Source organism: Winogradskyella algicola, from assembly GCF_005869935.1.
GTDB classification, from domain to species: Bacteria; Bacteroidota; Bacteroidia; order Flavobacteriales; family Flavobacteriaceae; genus Winogradskyella; species Winogradskyella algicola.
In genome coordinates this window covers 72781-89721 of record NZ_SZQF01000001.1, presented here as the reverse complement: position 1 = coordinate 89721, position 16941 = coordinate 72781, and the positions used below count along the sequence as shown (strand labels likewise).

Annotated in this window: 13 protein-coding genes; 2 read left to right on the top strand and 11 right to left on the bottom strand. The window is 34.7% G+C overall.

The annotated features are described in order from the left end of the window. Nucleotides 1-80: 80 nt before the first annotated feature. From tsf to FC091_RS00315, 6 genes are all read right to left on the bottom strand, one after another. Nucleotides 81-1055: a translation elongation factor Ts gene (tsf, locus tag FC091_RS00340; RefSeq protein WP_138432297.1), complete on the bottom strand. Its 975-nt coding sequence runs from the start codon at nucleotides 1053-1055 to the stop codon at nucleotides 81-83. A gap of 84 nt (nucleotides 1056-1139) precedes the next feature. Next, nucleotides 1140-1913, bottom strand: a complete 774-nt coding sequence (gene rpsB, locus FC091_RS00335; protein WP_138432296.1) for a 30S ribosomal protein S2 — start codon at nucleotides 1911-1913, stop codon at nucleotides 1140-1142. A 209-nt stretch (nucleotides 1914-2122) separates the two neighbouring features. Further along, a complete protein-coding gene (rpsI, locus tag FC091_RS00330; protein WP_138432295.1) occupies nucleotides 2123-2509 on the bottom strand; it encodes a 30S ribosomal protein S9 in 387 nt (128 codons plus the stop codon). Then, entirely contained in the window at nucleotides 2509-2964 is a 456-nt protein-coding gene (gene rplM / locus FC091_RS00325; RefSeq protein ID WP_138432294.1) for a 50S ribosomal protein L13, read from the bottom strand. Before rplM ends, rpsI begins: the two co-directional genes overlap by 1 nt. A 161-nt stretch (nucleotides 2965-3125) precedes the next feature. Then, nucleotides 3126-3560 (bottom strand): universal stress protein, encoded by a 435-nt coding sequence (locus FC091_RS00320; RefSeq protein ID WP_138432293.1) that lies wholly within the window; start codon nucleotides 3558-3560, stop codon nucleotides 3126-3128. 81 nt (nucleotides 3561-3641) lie between these two features. Continuing rightward, the gene (locus FC091_RS00315; RefSeq protein WP_138432292.1) at nucleotides 3642-4625 is read right to left on the bottom strand and encodes an L-threonylcarbamoyladenylate synthase; all 984 of its coding nucleotides are present in this window, start codon (nucleotides 4623-4625) and stop codon (nucleotides 3642-3644) included. A gap of 127 nt (nucleotides 4626-4752) precedes the next feature. Here FC091_RS00315 and FC091_RS00310 point away from each other — a divergent pair, with 127 nt between their 5' ends. Together FC091_RS00310 and FC091_RS00305 are read left to right on the top strand one after the other, a co-directional pair. Then, nucleotides 4753-6705, top strand: coding sequence for a YgiQ family radical SAM protein (locus FC091_RS00310; protein ID WP_138432291.1), 1953 nt, complete (start codon nucleotides 4753-4755; stop codon nucleotides 6703-6705). A 128-nt stretch (nucleotides 6706-6833) separates the two neighbouring features. Further along, nucleotides 6834-7394 (top strand): type 1 glutamine amidotransferase domain-containing protein, encoded by a 561-nt coding sequence (locus FC091_RS00305; RefSeq protein ID WP_138432290.1) that lies wholly within the window; start codon nucleotides 6834-6836, stop codon nucleotides 7392-7394. Between the two features lie 53 nt (nucleotides 7395-7447). Here FC091_RS00305 and polA read toward each other — a convergent pair whose 3' ends face one another. From polA to FC091_RS00280, 5 genes are all read right to left on the bottom strand, one after another. Continuing rightward, on the bottom strand, nucleotides 7448-10312 hold the full coding sequence (gene polA, locus FC091_RS00300; protein WP_138432289.1) for a DNA polymerase I: 2865 nt from the start codon (nucleotides 10310-10312) through the stop codon (nucleotides 7448-7450). 265 nt (nucleotides 10313-10577) lie between these two features. Further along, nucleotides 10578-12152 carry an autotransporter outer membrane beta-barrel domain-containing protein gene (locus FC091_RS00295; RefSeq protein WP_138432288.1) on the bottom strand — a complete coding sequence of 525 codons (1575 nt, stop codon included), beginning with the start codon at nucleotides 12150-12152 and terminating at the stop codon, nucleotides 10578-10580. Between the two features lie 26 nt (nucleotides 12153-12178). After that, entirely contained in the window at nucleotides 12179-12376 is a 198-nt protein-coding gene (locus tag FC091_RS00290; RefSeq protein WP_138432287.1) for a hypothetical protein, read from the bottom strand. A gap of 156 nt (nucleotides 12377-12532) precedes the next feature. Continuing rightward, nucleotides 12533-16522: a response regulator gene (locus FC091_RS00285; RefSeq protein ID WP_138432286.1), complete on the bottom strand. Its 3990-nt coding sequence runs from the start codon at nucleotides 16520-16522 to the stop codon at nucleotides 12533-12535. A 155-nt stretch (nucleotides 16523-16677) separates the two neighbouring features. Further along, the gene (locus tag FC091_RS00280) at nucleotides 16678-16938 is read right to left on the bottom strand and encodes a hypothetical protein (protein ID WP_138432285.1); all 261 of its coding nucleotides are present in this window, start codon (nucleotides 16936-16938) and stop codon (nucleotides 16678-16680) included. Nucleotides 16939-16941 lie beyond the last annotated feature (3 nt).

Genomic DNA, 16941 nt, shown 5'->3' with positions numbered 1-16941 from the left:
TAAAAGTGAAAAAATTGCCAAAAAAAAGCCTCTCAATAATTGAAAGGCTTTTAGTATTATAAATTATTTTGAATAACGAATTATCCAACTGAAGCACGTTTGAAACCAGTTACTTCAACATCACCAAATGTCTTAACGTATTCTGCAACGGTTTTCTTTTCGTCTTTAATGAATTTTTGGTCTAATAAACACTGCTCTTGGTCTAGAGTTGTATTATCAGAAATGAAACGCTCCATTTTACCTGGTAAGATTCTATCCCAAATTTGCTCTGGCTTACCTTCAGCTTTTAATTCAGCTTTAGCATCTTCTTCTGCTTGTGCTAAAACTTCAGGAGTTAATTGTGCCATAGAGATATATTTAGGTACGTTTTTTAATGTTTTACCTAAACGAGCAAGTTCTTCATTATCTTTTTCGATAACTGCGATACGAGCCTCAGTTTCTGAAGCCACGTAAGCAGGATCAAAGTCTTTATAAGATAAAGTTGTTGCTCCCATAGAAGCTACTTGCATTGCTAAGTCTTTAACCAAAGTTTCAGCATTATCAACTTTTGCAGATAAGCCTACTAAAGCAGCAATTTTATTAATGTGAACGTATTGTCCAACAAATGGTGCGTCTAATTTTTCAAAAGCAGTGATGTCTAATTTTTCACCGATTACACCAGTTTGCTCAACTAATTTTTCAGCAACAGTCATACCTCCAAAATCAGAAGCTAAGAAATCCTCTTTAGAGTCAAAGTTTAAAGCAGCTTCTGCTAAATCGCTAGCTAATTTCACGAAGTTTTCGTTTTTACCTACGAAATCAGTTTCACAACCTAAAACGATAGCAACACCAGATGTGTTATCTGCATTTATTTTAGCAACAGCAGCACCTTCAGAAGAATCTCTGTCAGCTCTCTTTTCTGCAACTTTTTGTCCTTTTTTACGTAATACTTCAATGGCTTTATCAAAATCACCACCAGCTTCAACTAAAGCTTTTTTACAATCCATCATACCAGCACCAGTTGCTTGTCTTAGCTTGTTTACTTCTGCTGCTGTAATTTTTACAGTATTTTCCATAGTGTTTAATTTAAAAAAGTCGATTAATTAATGTTCTGCGAAGAAACGAATTAAACGACTTTTATATATTTTCTAAATGTTATTTTATTCTTCTTCTTGTTCTACAACTGGAGCTTTCTCAGCTTTCTTAGTTTCAGCTTTTGCTTTAGTGTCTTTTTCAGCACGCTCAGCTTTTCTTTCGTTTAACCCATCTTGAATTGCAGATGAAACAATAGATAAAACTTTATTGATAGATTTTGAAGCGTCATCATTTGCTGGTATTAAATAGTCAACCTGACGTGGGTCAGAGTTAGTATCAACCATTGCAAAGATTGGGATGTTTAATTTTTGAGCTTCTTTAATAGCAATATGCTCTCTTAAAGTATCTACAACAAATAAAGCGCCTGGCAAACGTGTCATATCAGAGATGGAACCTAAGTTCTTTTCTAATTTAGCACGTTGACGGTCTATTTGTAATTTCTCTCTTTTTGATAATGACTCAAAAGTACCGTCTTTTTTCATGCGATCAATTGAAGACATTTTCTTAACAGCTTTACGAATCGTTACAAAGTTTGTAAGCATCCCACCTGGCCAACGCTCTGTAATGTAAGGTTGGTTTACAGATCCAGCTTTCTCAGCTACAATATCTTTAGCTTGTTTTTTAGTAGCTACAAATAAGATTTTTTTACCTGATGCAGCAATTTTGCTTAATGCAGCACAAGTTTCTTCAATCTTAGCAGCTGTTTTGTAAAGGTTAATAATGTGAATTCCGTTACGCTCCATGTAGATATAAGGAGCCATGTTTGGATTCCACTTACGTGTTAGGTGACCGAAATGTACACCTGCGTCTAGTAGTTCTTTTACTTCTACTTTTTCCATTTTTGTAATAGTTTACGTTCTGTTGAATTAGCAATGATTAAGTGGTTTTTATTAGCCTTAATCATTTAGATGCTAAACTAAATCCTGACCGTGAAGCCATGGACAACAATAACTGGTTTATAATATGCTGCACTATACAGCGGTTTTCAATAAAATAAAATAATCCAGAACTTGAAAAAGTCAAGTTCTGAATTAAGTGTTGTTGGATATTAACGTTTAGAGAACTGGAATTTCTTACGCGCTTTCTTCTGACCGAATTTCTTACGCTCTACCATTCTTGGATCTCTTGTTAATAGACCTTCTGGCTTTAATATTGCTCTGTTTTCAGGATCTAACTCGCACATTGCACGAGATAATCCTAAACGTATAGCTTCTGCCTGGCCGGTGATACCACCTCCATATACGTTAACAGTAATATCAAAGTTGCCATCATTGTTAGTCATAGCTAAAGGTTGGTTTACTTTATACTGTAAAGTTGCAGTAGTAAAATAATCCGCCATGTCTTTTTTGTTCACCGTAATGTTACCTTTACCTGGGGCAACATATACACGGGCAACAGCCGTCTTTCTACGGCCAATTTTGTGAATTACTTCCATTAGTTAAATTCGTTTAAATTAATTGTTTTTGGCTTTTGAGCTTCATGAGCGTGCTCAGCACCAGCAACAACAGTTAAGTTACGGAATAATTGTGCACCTAATTTGTTTTTAGGCAACATTCCTTTTACTGACTTTTCTACTAATCTGGTTGGGTCTTTCTCAAACATTTCAGTAGCAGTCAAGCTTCTTTGACCACCTGGATAACCTGTGTGACGGATATAACTTTTATCTGTCCACTTGTTACCAGTTAAGTTGATTTTCTCTGCGTTTACAACGATTACATTGTCACCGCAATCAACGTGTGGCGTAAAGTTAGGCTTGTGCTTACCTCTTAGAAGTACTGCTACTTTTGAAGCTAAGCGACCTAAAGTTTGTCCTTCAGCATCAACTAAAACCCACTCCTTATTAACGGTAGCTTTGTTAGCAGAAACTGTTTTGTAGCTTAATGTATCCACACTAATTTGATTTATTATTGCACCAAAGGGTACAAAAGATTAAACATTCCTCTTCCGAAAAAGAGTTTGCAAATCTACGACAAACAATTGGATTGGCAAACCATGAAATGGTTTTTTTTGAACTGAAAATCAGTAATGTTAGGATGGATGTAAAAATCCAATTAATCTATAGGTACAACTAAGACAGGAATATTGGTTTTTTTAATTAAACCTTCAGAAACACTTCCAAATAATGCTTTGTAAATAAAGTCATGTATCTCATGACCAATTATGATGAGATCTATATTTAATTTTTCTGCTTTTTTTAGTATAGTTTCTACCGTACTACCTTGAATTAATAAAGCTTCGCATTTAATGCTTTCTCTTGTTAGTTCGTTGGCAAAATCCTGAAGTTTCTGATGTTCTTCACGTAATTGATTGGCTCTATTGTCTCTAACCGATTGTGGTCCAGCATCAAAACCTACATAATCAGGGTCAGGTGATGCAACATGTATCAACCAAACTTTAGAATTAAATTTTTTACTTATTTCTAGAGTTTTGTCAACAAGTATTGTTTCTCCACCATTAAAGTCTAATGAAAGTAAAATATTTTTCATGGCAATTAATAAATTAACATATAAACACAATATTATGTTTTATAAGTTAAGAAATATTATTGTTGAAACTAATGAGAAGTATCAGTTTTTAGTAGCTCTAGTTAATCTATCATTAATGGATTTCCCTAAACCATAATCCGGTAGTTGTTCTGCAATAATAATATCTAGTTGTTGTTGATCTAATTGATGCAAAGCATCATATAATTTTGAAGCCGCTTCTTCTAGGTTTTTACCTTCGGATAGCACAATTTTAAAATGAATAGCATCATCATTCAAAATGTCATTATAAGTCAGAAGACCAATTTTTAAACCTTTATGAGTTTCAACGGCTTCAGCAATATTTGTAGTGAGAATTGTTTTCGTTTTAGGTGCATAATGACGCTCTAACATACCTGGAGCCTCAGGTGCTACTTCTTTTTGACTTTGACTACGCTTAGCCGAACTGTTTTTAATTTCGATTTTTCCAACTACGGTTTCAATAGCTTCAATAGACGTAGATCCAAGTCTATATATAATAGGCTCACCGTTTTCAAAACCAATAATTGTAGATTCAATACCGCTTTTACAAGGCCCACCATCTAAAACCATTTGAATCTTATCCTTAAAATAACTTTCAACATGCTCAGCCTTTGTAGGGCTAATTCTATTAAACGGATTAGCACTTGGAGCAGCAAGTGGAAAATCTAATTTGCTTAAAAGGTCTAAAGTAAGAGGATGATTCGGAATCCTAACAGCAACTGTGTCTTTTCCGCCAGTAATTAAATCTGGTATTACGGATTTCTTTTTTAAAACCAAAGTTATCGGTCCTGGCCAAAAGGCTTCAGCTAATAGTTTTGCTTTTTCAGGAATCGCTTCAACAATTGTTTCCAGATAATCGATATTGGGAATATGAACAATCAACGGATTAAATAACGGACGTTCTTTAGTTTCAAAAATAGCTTTTACCGCTTTTTCAGAAAAGATATTGCCAGCCAAGCCATAAACCGTTTCCGTTGGTATAGCAACAAGCTCTTCATTGTTAAGAAGCTCTACGGCTTTTGATAGATCTGTTGATATAATGCTCATAATGTCTTCCAAGATGCAAAATTACTTTAAAAAAGAGAATCTATCGTAAGGTACCAATCGAATTCTACTAACTTATTAACTATATTTAAAACGAACGAATACATTTTCTATTTACCTTTGTGCCGTTATGCAAGAAGAATTAAGACTTTCTAGTTGGTTACCTACCACAAATAAAGAGGTGAAAATTCGCGGATGGGAATATCTGGATGTAATTCTATTTAGCGGAGATGCTTATGTAGATCATCCCACGTTTGGTCCTGCAGTAATCGGACGTTTACTAGAAAGTATGGGTTTACGTGTGGCTATAGTACCGCAACCAAATGTTAATGATAATCTTCAGGATTTTGTTAAGTTAGGTAAACCACGTTTATTCTTCGGTGTTACAGGTGGTTGCATGGATCCTATGATTAGCAACTACAACGCCAATAAAAAGCGTCGAGATAAAGATGCTTACACGCCAAATGGCGAAATTGGTTTTAGACCAGATTACGCATCTACCGTCTACAGTAAAATTTTAAAAGAAAAATGGCCTGATACACCAGTTTTAATTGGTGGAATTGAAGGCTCATTACGTCGTGTGACGCATTACGATTATTGGAGCGACCAACTAATGCCAACTATTTTAGAAACCTCTAAAGCAGACATGTTGGTTTATGGAATGGGCGAACAACCACTTCGTGAAATTGTCCGTTTACTAGAACGTGGTGTACCTTTTAATAGTATAGATACAGTTAACCAAACGGCAATTCTTATTAATGATGAAAACGATATCCCAAAAAACAAGAATTGGGAAGATGTTGAAATCGCATCTCACGAAACCTGTTTAAAAAATAAAAAGGCTTATGCGTCTAACTTTAAGATTATAGAACAAGAATCAAATAAGTTAGCTGCAAGGCGAATTTTTCAGCGTGTAGGTGATAAGATGCTGATGATAAATCCGCCTTACCCTACAATGACAGAAGCTGAGATTGATGCCTCTTTCGATTTGCCTTACACGCGTTTACCGCATCCAAAATACAATAAGCGCGGACCTATTCCTGCCTACGAGATGATAAAAACGTCTATAAACATTCATCGTGGTTGTTTTGGTGGATGTAGTTTTTGTACCATTTCGGCGCATCAAGGAAAATTCATAGCAAGTCGTAGTAAAGAGTCCATATTAAGAGAAGTTGATAAAGTGGCAAATATGCCAGACTTTAAGGGTTATTTATCTGATATTGGTGGGCCAAGTGCGAATATGTATCAAATGAAAGGTAAAGTACAATCTATTTGTGATAAATGTGTTGCGCCAAGTTGTATTTCGCCAGTAATTTGTAGTAATTTAGATACGTCTCACAAGCCGTTAACCGAATTATATAAAGCGGTTGATAGTCATCCGAAGGTTAAAAAATCATTTATCGGCTCTGGAATTAGACACGATATGTTGGTGCCAGAATTCAATAAAAACGCCGATCCAAAAGAGTTAGACGATTATACCGAAGAAGTGATGACTAAGCATGTTTCTGGTCGACTTAAAGTAGCGCCAGAACATACTAGCGATCCAGTATTAAAATTAATGCGAAAACCATCGTTTAGTTACTTCCACAAGTTTAAAGAACGTTTTGATAAAATTAATATTAAGAATAAACTCAACTTACAGTTAATTCCGTATTTCATCTCAAATCATCCAGCTTGCGAAGTTGAAGATATGGCAAATCTTGCTGCCGAAACTAAAGATATGGGCTTTCAACTAGAGCAAGTACAAGGCTTTACGCCAACACCAATGACGGTAGCAACGGTGATTTATTACAGTGGTTACCATCCATATACGCTTAAAAAAGTAAATACGCCAAAAACCAGAAAGGAAAAGGACGAACAACACCGTTTTTTCTTTTGGTATAAAGATGAAAACAAAGCTTGGATTAAAAACACCCTAAATAAATTAGGAAGACAAGACCTACTTGACGTTCTATTGCCTAAAAAGGACGAAAAGTGGCGTAAAAATAAGCCTGGTAAAACTAAAAATACCTTTAATGATGCTGTGCCTTTTAACCAGCGAAAGAATAAGGCTAAATTCCGAAGTAAAAAGAAGAAACGCTAACTCATAAATTTAAGATTACTTAACAATAGCTGTTAAGTCTAGGTTAATCCAAGCTCTTTTTTTGGTTTTGGTTGATAGATCTGTTAGTTTAAATGGACAATTATTAACCCAAAAAATCACAAATGATAATGGAAAATTTAGAAAAAAAGACCGTTGCAATTTTAGCAACCGATGGCTTTGAAGAAAGTGAATTAAGAGAACCTAAAAAAGCGTTAGAAGAGGCAGGAGCAGATGTGCATATTGTGTCTTTAAAAACTGGCGAAATCAAAGGTTGGGATAACGGAAATTGGAGTAATGCTTACAAAGTAGATAAAACTTTAGACGAAGTATCGCAGAGTAGTTACAATGCTTTAATGCTGCCAGGAGGCGTCATTAATCCTGATATTTTACGACGAAATGATAAGGCGGTAGGCTTTGTAAAATCTTTTTTTGAAAATAAGAAACCTGTTGCAGCAATTTGCCATGCACCATGGCTGTTAGCTGAAGCAGATGTTTTAAAAGGACGAAAAGTAACATCGTATAATTCTATTAAAACCGATATTGAAAATGCAGGAGCACATTGGTTAGATGAAGAAGTTGTTGTTGACGAAGGTTTAATAACAAGTCGTTCACCAGAGGATTTACCAGCATTTAATGCTAAGTTAGTAGAAGAAGTCTATGAAGGTAAGCACGAAATGCAAACCGCATAATAGATATAATATATTAAAATGAAAAAGCAGGATTTAATCCTGCTTTTTTTTGTCTAATGCGCTTCTAACCAGTTGTCGCCAAGACCAATTTCAACATCTAATGGTACCGAAAGTTTAAAGGCATTTTCCATTTCAGTTTTTATCAGTTTTGAAATGTCGTCAAGTTCTGGTTTGTAGACATCAAATACTAATTCATCATGTACTTGTAGAAGCATTTTTGTTTTGTAATCACCAACTTCTAATTTCTCATAAATGTTGATCATTGCTAGTTTAATGATGTCAGCAGCACTACCTTGAATTGGCGCATTTACTGCATTTCGTTCTGCTGCGCCACGAACAACCGCGTTTCTAGAATTGATATCTTTTAAATATCTGCGTCTGCCTAAAACCGTTTGTACATAACCATGATCGCGAGCAAAATCTACTTGTTTGCTGATGTAGTTTTTCAGTTTTGGATAGGTTTCATAATAGGTATCGATTAACTCTTTGGCTTCACTACGTGATAAATCGGTTTGATTGCTTAAACCGAATGCAGAAACACCATAAATTATCCCGAAATTCACCGTTTTTGCATTGCTACGCTGCTCTCTGGTAACGTCTTCAATTTTTACATTAAATACTTTTGAAGCAGTTGACGCGTGAATATCTTCGCCATGTTTAAAGGCTTCAATCATGGTTTCTTCTTCGCTCAATGCTGCGATGATGCGCAATTCAATTTGAGAATAATCGGCAGCTAATAATGTGTAATCTTCATTACGAGGCACGAATGCTTTTCGTACTTGACGACCACGTTCTGTACGAATAGGAATGTTCTGTAAATTAGGATTATTACTACTTAAACGACCAGTTGCAGCAACAGTTTGCATATAGTCAGTATGTACGCGACCTGTAGCTTCTTCAACTTGAAGTGGTAATGCATCTACATACGTGCTTTTAAGTTTCGATAAACCTCTAAACTCTAGAATGTTTCTGATGATTTCATGGTCTTTTGCCAAGTAACTCAACACGTCTTCTGCGGTAGAGTATTGCCCAGTTTTGGTCTTTTTTGGCTTGTCTACCAATTTCATTTTTTCAAATAAAATAACACCTAATTGCTTTGGTGATGCAATGTTGAATTCTTCACCAGCAGCTTCGTAAATGCTTTTTTCTAAGTTGGCAATGTCAGTATTTAATTGCTCTGATAAGCTATTTAAAAAGTCTTTGTCTAGGTTGATACCTTCCAATTCCATAGCAGCTAAAACACGTAGTAAGGGAATTTCAATCTCATCAAACAATTTTTGTGTATTGGCTTCGCCTAACTCTTTTTCAAAATGTTCTTTAAGTTGAAGTGTGATATCGGCATCTTCTACAGCATATTCGGTTTGCTTGTCTAAAGGCACATCACGCATCGATAACTGATTTTTACCTTTTTTACCAATTAAAGTTTCAATGGAAATAGGCGAGTAGTTTAAATACGTTTCTGATAGTACATCCATGTTGTGACGCATGTCTGGATTAATTAAATAGTGCGCTAACATGGTGTCGAATAAAGGTCCTTTGACTTCAATGTTATATTTGGCTAAAACCTTGATGTCGTATTTTAAATTCTGACCAATTTTCTGAATGTTATCAGCTTCAAAAAACTGACGTAATTCTTCGATTAATTCTTGTGCTTCATCTTTATTTTCTGGAAATGGTAAATAGAAACCTTTACCAGTTTCCCAAGAAAATGCAATACCAACCAATTCTGCGGTTAACGGATTCAAACCAGTCGTTTCGGTATCAAAACACACTGAAGTTTGATTGAGCAGGTTTTTTACAAACAGTTTTGTTGCCATTCCGCTTGCAACACTTTGGTAAAAGTGACTTGTGTTTTCGGCTGTATTTCTTGTAAAAGATGTGTTTGTTTCAGAGTTTGAGCTATCATCGCCACCACCAAATAATGAGAATTGTCCTGCACCAGCATTTTGATTGTTGGTGCTTTGACCTCGACTACGCTCAGTCACCGCTTCTTTATTTTGTTGGCTTAGCGTAGTCGAAGCCGTTTCTTCTCCTGTACTAAACGTTTTAAGGAAATTATCAGTAAGACGTCTAAACTCTAACTCTTGAAAAATTTCTTTCACTTTTTCAATATTTGGATGATCTAACTCGAAATCTTTAGCATTGAATTCCACCGGAACATCGAGCATAATTCGTGCTAATTCTTTTGAAAGTCGACCTAATTCGGCATTAGCTTCAACCTTTTCTTTCATCTTACCTTTTAGTTGGTCAGTATTGGCTAAAAGTCCTTCCATACTACCAAATTGCTTAATGAATTTTTTAGCGGTTTTCTCGCCAACACCAGGCAAACCAGGAATATTATCACTAGAGTCGCCCATCATTCCTAAAAAGTCAATAACTTGTTCTGGTCTTTCGACTTCAAATTTTTTCTGAACTTCTGGAATTCCCCAAGTTTCATATCCACCACCAAACGATTTTGGACGATACATAAAAATATTTTCGGTAACTAATTGTGCAAAATCCTTATCTGGCGTAACCATATAAGTTTTATAACCTTCTTTTTCCGCTTGACGGGAAAGTGTACCAATAACATCATCTGCCTCAAAACCTTCTTTAACCATAATTGGAATATGCATAGCTTCCAATATGTTACAAATATGAGGAATTGCAGTGCGAATGCCTTCTGGCGTCTCGTCACGGTTGGCTTTGTAAGCTTCGTACATTTCCACACGATCTACACTTCCGCCTTTATCAAAACATACCGCTAAATGGTCTGGTCTTTCGCGTTTGATGACATCTAAAAGTGAGTTCATAAAACCCATAATAGCTGAAGTATCTTCGCCTTTAGAGTTTATTCTTGGGTTTTTTATAAAAGCATAATACCCACGAAAAATAAGCGCGTAAGCATCGACTAAAAAGAGACGTTTTTGATCTGACATTTTGAAATATGATTTGAAATATAATGTCAGCTTGAGCGCAGTCGAAAGCCTTTTGAAAACAAATTTTAGCTAATGAAAATTGGTCTCGCTGACAATTTGCAAATTACAAAACTTAAATCTTGAAATAAAAGAATGCTAAATGAAATTGAGAATAGATTTTAAAGATTCCTGCTTTCGCAGGAATGAAAAAAGAAAGCCGATCCCTACTTCGGCTTTCTTTGCGCAAAAGAATATAATTGAAGACAATCCAATTATGCTTTATATTTTATCTAATACGTTCTACCTCAAAATATGTTTTTGAAGGATTTTGGTCTATAAGTATACCACTTATTGTGCTGTACATGTATATTTCTATATATTCCAAGGCATCTAGTTGTACTATGCAATTAATTGATCTGTGTAGTATGCCATCTGGCGCATCGTACACATGTGTAAAGGTGTTTTCTTTTATTAAAGTTCCATTTTTATATACAGCAATACCATAGTTTCCTGTAAAATAGTTCGAAGTGGTAGTGTAGGTTGCATTAATACGATAATAACCGTTATTTGTGGCTCTAAACCTGTTATTTGTTGTTATATATTCACCTTGTGTATCTACAACAATAGTGCTGAATGCCATTTTTTCATAACCTGTTCCACCATGGATGTAAAGCCCAGGCAATGTGGATACTGCTAATGAGAAATTATTAACATTAAAGCTAAGGTTATCAAGATTAACTGTTTGAACAGGTACGCCATCATCTTCTAAGGAAATTCCTAAGTTATTACCGACTAATCCAAAAGTATCTACTTGTTGATTGTCTGTGTTAACGGCAGCATCTTGAAAAGTTAGATTACCAGCACCATCTGTAGTCATCACTTGGCCGTTAGTGCCATCTATTGTTGGAAATGTATAACCTATTGTAGAAGGGTTTCCTATTTGGAGCTCACTATCAATACGTGTATTACCGCCAACATGTAAAAGAGTTTGAGGATTACTTAAGCCAATTCCCATTCTGTCTAAACTTGCATCCACAAATAACATGTATGGTTCTGTGTCACTTTCAACACGCAAATCAGATGTAGGGAATCCATAATCATTAAAAATGACATTCCGCTCAGCTCTAAAACCATCATTCGCGAATAACTCTCCTCCATGAAAATATCCAGATAATCCTGTACCGTAGGCCCAGCCTTCTATGGCTGTTCCTGATCCTTGACTTTGCCCAACAAGGGCTTCTCCATTATCGTATGAGCTAAAAAATCCACCAATAGCGTCGGTTCCGTAGGCCGTTCCATGTACAGCGACATTATTGGAAAGATACCCACTGAAGTAAGTGTTTCCTGTTTGAAATCGAGCGGCACGACCTGCCGAGTTAATTACACTTAAAGTATAATTACTATTTAAACCTGATCCAGTGAGATAAGTACCTAGATTACTTCCTGAGTCAACATAAAGTTTATAGCCATAAGAATTAATCCCACCAATAGCTATATTGCCTAGAGTGTATATGTTATCATTAATTGAGTTTGGTAACGCACTTGTTATTTGAGTGAGCCAATCTGAATCTTTAGCAGAAATAGAAGTCCACGATGTTGTGCTATTGTCCCAATAATAAAAGCCCTTTCCTGATAATGATGTGCCAGTATAAAATACCATCATCCCGTCTTGGTCTGCTGTCGGGTTTACTGTTGGGAAATTATTTACCCTTGGTATCAAAATACCGTCTTCATTACTTGGTGTTGCCGTACTTGAAGCAGAAATATCCAGTCTGGCTTGAGGATCTGTATTACCTACACCAACTTGGGAAAAGATAAAGATTGAAAAGCATAGCAAAGCTAAAGTTATAATTGTTTTCATAACAGTAGGGTGTTAAAATTGTGTGATTAGAGTTTAACCTCTACATCAAAAGTGTTTCGTACATCTCTAATTATTTTATTTACATAGTATAGAATACCAAGTAAAATTTCGCAGCCTCCTAAGATAAAAGGGTTAATACTTCCAAATAATTGGATGGATACATGACCAGCCAAAAAACTAGAATTGATGATTAAAAGTGACACAAGAAATGTAGAGGTTTTCATCTCACAACGATTTAATAATTAATAGCTCTTCAAAACTAATATTGAACTCTAAAAATCGTCTTGATTATTCTTTCAAAAGCATGGAGTATTTTGTCAAAATGAAGAAAAATGAGAAGAATCAATTGTTTTATTATTTGTTAAATAACTGAAAATAAATTAGTTACGAAATTTGGTTGGACTTTGTCCAAATTCTTCTTTAAATGTCTTACTAAACCAGTTTGGATCGTTAAATCCAACCGCATAGGCAATTTCCGAAACCGATAAATCTTTGTTTTTAAGCATGTCTTTGCCTTTCTTTAAACGCACCTTCCTTATAAAAACAGCTGTACTGGTATTAGAAATCGCTTTTAGCTTTCTGTAGAGTTGTGAATCACTCATTGCTAAGAAACTAGCTAGTTCGGTTGCGCCAAAATTTGAATCTTCAATATGTTGGTGAATAGCATCGACAACTGTATTTAAAAAGACCAGCTTTTTATCCAAAGGTTTTGGTTGTTCTTCTTTTTTTTCTACAATGGAATTTACTGTATATCGTTCTTGTAACTGTTTTCGTTTAGAAATAAGCATTTGCATGCGCAGTTGTAATTCCTTTTTTTGGAACGGCTTTGTTAAATAAGCATCTGCACCACTGGTTATGCCTTCCAACCGATCTTCTTGCATCGCTTTAGAGGTAAGCATAATGATTGGGATATGATTGGTATTATCGTCTGCTTGTAGTTTTTGCGTTAACTCAAAACCATCCATAACAGGCATCATTACGTCAGTAACTACAATATCTGGGATATTTTGTTTAGCAAGTTTTAAACCCTCTTTTCCATTTTTGGCAAAGGAGACCTTATAGTTTGGTTTTAAACATGATGCAACATATCTCGCCATATCAGCATTATCTTCTACGATGAGTACAGCGTTAGCGTCTTCATCTGAAATAACATCATCAATCTGAGGAACCACAGTACCAATATTGATTTGACGTTCGTCTTGGTCTACAGGTCTTGCTTCAGCAGTATTTGTTATTGGCAAAGTAATCGTAAAGCTGGTGCCTTTATTAACTATTGAAGCGACTTTAATTTTACCGTTAAATAATTCTACCAATTCTTTGGTAAGAGCTAATCCAATACCTGTTCCTTGAGCGACTTTATGTACAGCATTTTCAGCTTGGTAAAAGCGATCAAAGATAAAAGGCAATTGAGATTCTTCAATGCCATAACCTTGGTCAGTAACCTCGATTTGTAAAATTGAAACTTCTTTTTTGGTAAGTCTAATATTCAATTCAGAATGTTGAGGCGAAAACTTAATACCATTAGAAATGAGGTTTGTCATTATTTGCCGAATTTTTTCAGCATCAAAATCCATTATGATTTGATTTGGCTCAGATGAAAATTTTATAGAAATGTCCTTGTCAGCAGCAATACTTTTAAAGCTGTAAACTATATGAGATACATATGCAACAATATCATTCTGAATAAGATTAACGTTAAGTTGCCCTTTTTCAAGCTTAGCTAAGTCGAGCATTTGGTTTACCAAATCTAACAGGTTGTTACTATTTTGCTCTATGGTTTCTAGTGATGTACTCACTTCATCTTTTGTGTTGAAACGCTCTTTTAAGTTGCTTAGATATCCTAAAATAATGGTGAGCGGTGTTCTAAACTCGTGAGTGATATTGGTGATGAAGCGCGATTTTAAGTCATCTAAATCTTGTAAACGTTTAGATTCTTGCCCAGCAATTTGTCGTTGCAGACTAATTTTATAAAATGCATAAACAATACCTAAAAATAAAAGCAAATAGGATAAATATGCTAAATTACTTTTGTACCAAGGTGGCGTTACGCTTATTTTTAATTCTAAAGGTGGTTTTTTCCAAAGGTCATTACGTGATTTTCCCTGAATTTGAAGCGTATAGGATTTAGAAGATAGGTTTAATAACTGAATGTTGTTTTTGCTTCCCAGATTGTTCCAGTCAGTATCATCAGGAAGCAATTTGTAAACATAATTAATGTTACTGTTGAGTCTAAAGTCTAGAGCGGCAAAGTTTAAGTTGACAGGGAAACTATCATAATTCAGATTAACTTCTTTAGCATTACTTATGGAGGTAGATAGAATTTTGGAGGTATTTGGAAGAATATACTCATCTTTGATCTTAAGACTGGTAAATTTAAGAGTTCCTTCTTTATCTAACTCTGAAATTCGATTGGGATCAAAAATATTTAATCCGTTAATTCCACCAAAATATAGTTGTCCTGTGGTTTCATTTTTAAATGTCGCTCCAAGATTAAATTCGGTACTCTGTACGCCGTCTTTTGGGTTATAATTGGTGAACTCTTCCGTGGTTTTATTAAATCGGAATAGTCCACCATTGGTTGATAACCACAAATTCCCTGAGTTATCTTCGTTAATGTTATAAACGAAGGTGTTGGTTAAGCCTTCACGCTTGCCATAACTTTTAAAACTATCTGATGCTTCATTGTATTTGTTCAATCCTTTTCTGCTTGCGACCCAAAGCGTATTTTCAGAATCTATAAAACTGCTCAAAACACCTTTAGTAGCAAGACCAGATGACTCATCGTAGTTTTTTACTGAAATTAATTCGTCATCTTTAAAATTTAATTTACTCAGTCCTTTTTGGGTACTCATCCAGTAGTTGCTAGAGGCATCTTCAACCATAGAAAGTGTAAACACCGAAGCTAACGCTTCAGAACTATAGGTTTTGAACTTTAAATTATTTGAAGTGACGTCACCTATAAATTTTGAAAACCCAGCATTAAATGTGGTAATCCATATATTTCCATCATGGTCTTTATAAACACTTCGCATATTTTCTGCGGGAAGTTGAGCGCTGTCGTTGGCATCAATAGGACATGAAATGATGGTAGGGTTTTTAATATCTAAATTCTTTAAAGGAATAATAAAAACTCCTTTATTGGTCACAAACCAAATATTGTTGTGATTGTCTCTTGTTATGCCTCTAACCCTATTATGCTCGGATAAAACATTATATTTTGAAATATTCTTGTTGCTAGAAATCACTAATCCGCTTGATGAACCTGTAAATAAGTAATCTTTTGTATCATAAACTGCAAAAACAGAAGGGTTGTCTAGATCAAAATTTTCGGTGGGTTGAATAAATACGTCTTGTGCTTTTACTGTGGTAATATCGAGATTGATATTTCCAATAAATAGTAAATCATCTGATATAAAGAGCTCATTAATACCATCGGAATTTATCGTAGATGCATCATATTTTTTATCAGCAACAAAGTGTTGACTGACTGAAAATTTATCACCATCAAAATTGCCTAATAATAAACCATCTGATGTCGTGCCAAGGTAGAAAGTTTCATAATGAAATGCCAATGTATTAGTATTGTAATTTACAGTTTGATTATTTTTATGAATAGGGATTGCATCAAAGCTGTTTATGGTATCAGAATATTTGTAAATGCCTTCGTTTGTGCTAACCCAAAGTTGTCCATTAAGGGTTTGCAGGTTATTAATTTGAGCGTTTAAATTGGCGACTTTTTTATAATAGAAACCATACACGAAGTCGTTTTTATCGTCTAGTTTAACTTTATAAATAAAGCCCTCGTCCGTGCCTACAAAAATCATCTCATTGTAAACCGAAATACCAGTAATTTTTTTAGGAAACTTTTTCAGAAAACTATCAGAATGAAAGTTTTGAAACTCATCAATAAGGGCTAATCCATTATTATAAAAGGCAGCAACGACTTTGTCTTTATAATGAATTAAACGCGTACAATTGGTGTTAGTTTCTCCCAGTTGTGAAATTGTTTCATCATGGATGTTATATTTAATAAGTCCATTTTGACCAGTTCCTATATATATGTAGTTGTCCTTTGCGAGAATGTCTCCAATTCTATAACCTGCAATATCAAGATTAGAATTAGTATCTGGTTGAGGGACAAAAAATTCCTTTCCATCAAAACGAACCACACCATCAGAAGTTCCTAACCAAATAAATCCATTAGCATCTTTTTCTATACAATGAATCGTTTCTTGCGGTAGCCCTTCGTCTAATCCATAATGAGAAAACGTTAAATTTTGAGCACCAGAAATTAAGCTGACTACACATAAAATTAAGGATATAATAGTGTGACTTAATCTATGAAAACAAATATTTATAGAATTCGTCATAAAAGATTAATAGTGTTGTACAAAGTAATAAATCTTTGATTTATGAGAAAATACTTAATCCTAATGTTAATACACTAGTATTCATTTACTCTTATACTACAACAAAAAAGCCGAAACATATGTTTCGGCTTTTTCAATGGTTAATAGCATATTAATTAGCAAAGCTTTACAGTCTTAACTTTGATTTGAAGACTTTTTCTGTAAGCTTTAATACTTATTATTTCATTACTTTTCTTGTGATTTAATCTTAAAACTTTTGCCTTCACTTTAGCAGATATAGTCGCTCTTGCAACTTCAGGTTTTTCAGGCTTAATAGTTTCAACCAATTCAGTCTCAACGTTACTTACAACATCTTGCTGAGCAAATCCTGCTAGAGACATTGTTAAGAATGCTAATATGACTAAACCTTTTTTCATTGT

What these genes read in the sequence shown, in the direction of transcription:
- FC091_RS00295 (WP_138432288.1), bottom strand. Translation starts at nt 12,152, where the DNA reads ATGAAAACAATTATAACTTTAGCTTTGCTATGCTTTTCAATCTTTATC.
- FC091_RS00280 (WP_138432285.1), bottom strand. Translation starts at nt 16,938, where the DNA reads ATGAAAAAAGGTTTAGTCATATTAGCATTCTTAACAATGTCTCTAGCA.
- rpsI (WP_138432295.1), bottom strand. Translation starts at nt 2,509, where the DNA reads ATGGAAGTAATTCACAAAATTGGCCGTAGAAAGACGGCTGTTGCCCGT.
- FC091_RS00285 (WP_138432286.1), bottom strand. Translation starts at nt 16,522, where the DNA reads ATGACGAATTCTATAAATATTTGTTTTCATAGATTAAGTCACACTATT.
- FC091_RS00305 (WP_138432290.1), top strand. Translation starts at nt 6,834, where the DNA reads ATGGAAAATTTAGAAAAAAAGACCGTTGCAATTTTAGCAACCGATGGC.
- rpsB (WP_138432296.1), bottom strand. Translation starts at nt 1,913, where the DNA reads ATGGAAAAAGTAGAAGTAAAAGAACTACTAGACGCAGGTGTACATTTC.
- FC091_RS00315 (WP_138432292.1), bottom strand. Translation starts at nt 4,625, where the DNA reads ATGAGCATTATATCAACAGATCTATCAAAAGCCGTAGAGCTTCTTAAC.
- FC091_RS00310 (WP_138432291.1), top strand. Translation starts at nt 4,753, where the DNA reads ATGCAAGAAGAATTAAGACTTTCTAGTTGGTTACCTACCACAAATAAA.
- polA (WP_138432289.1), bottom strand. Translation starts at nt 10,312, where the DNA reads ATGTCAGATCAAAAACGTCTCTTTTTAGTCGATGCTTACGCGCTTATT.
- FC091_RS00320 (WP_138432293.1), bottom strand. Translation starts at nt 3,560, where the DNA reads ATGAAAAATATTTTACTTTCATTAGACTTTAATGGTGGAGAAACAATA.
- FC091_RS00290 (WP_138432287.1), bottom strand. Translation starts at nt 12,376, where the DNA reads ATGAAAACCTCTACATTTCTTGTGTCACTTTTAATCATCAATTCTAGT.
- tsf (WP_138432297.1), bottom strand. Translation starts at nt 1,055, where the DNA reads ATGGAAAATACTGTAAAAATTACAGCAGCAGAAGTAAACAAGCTAAGA.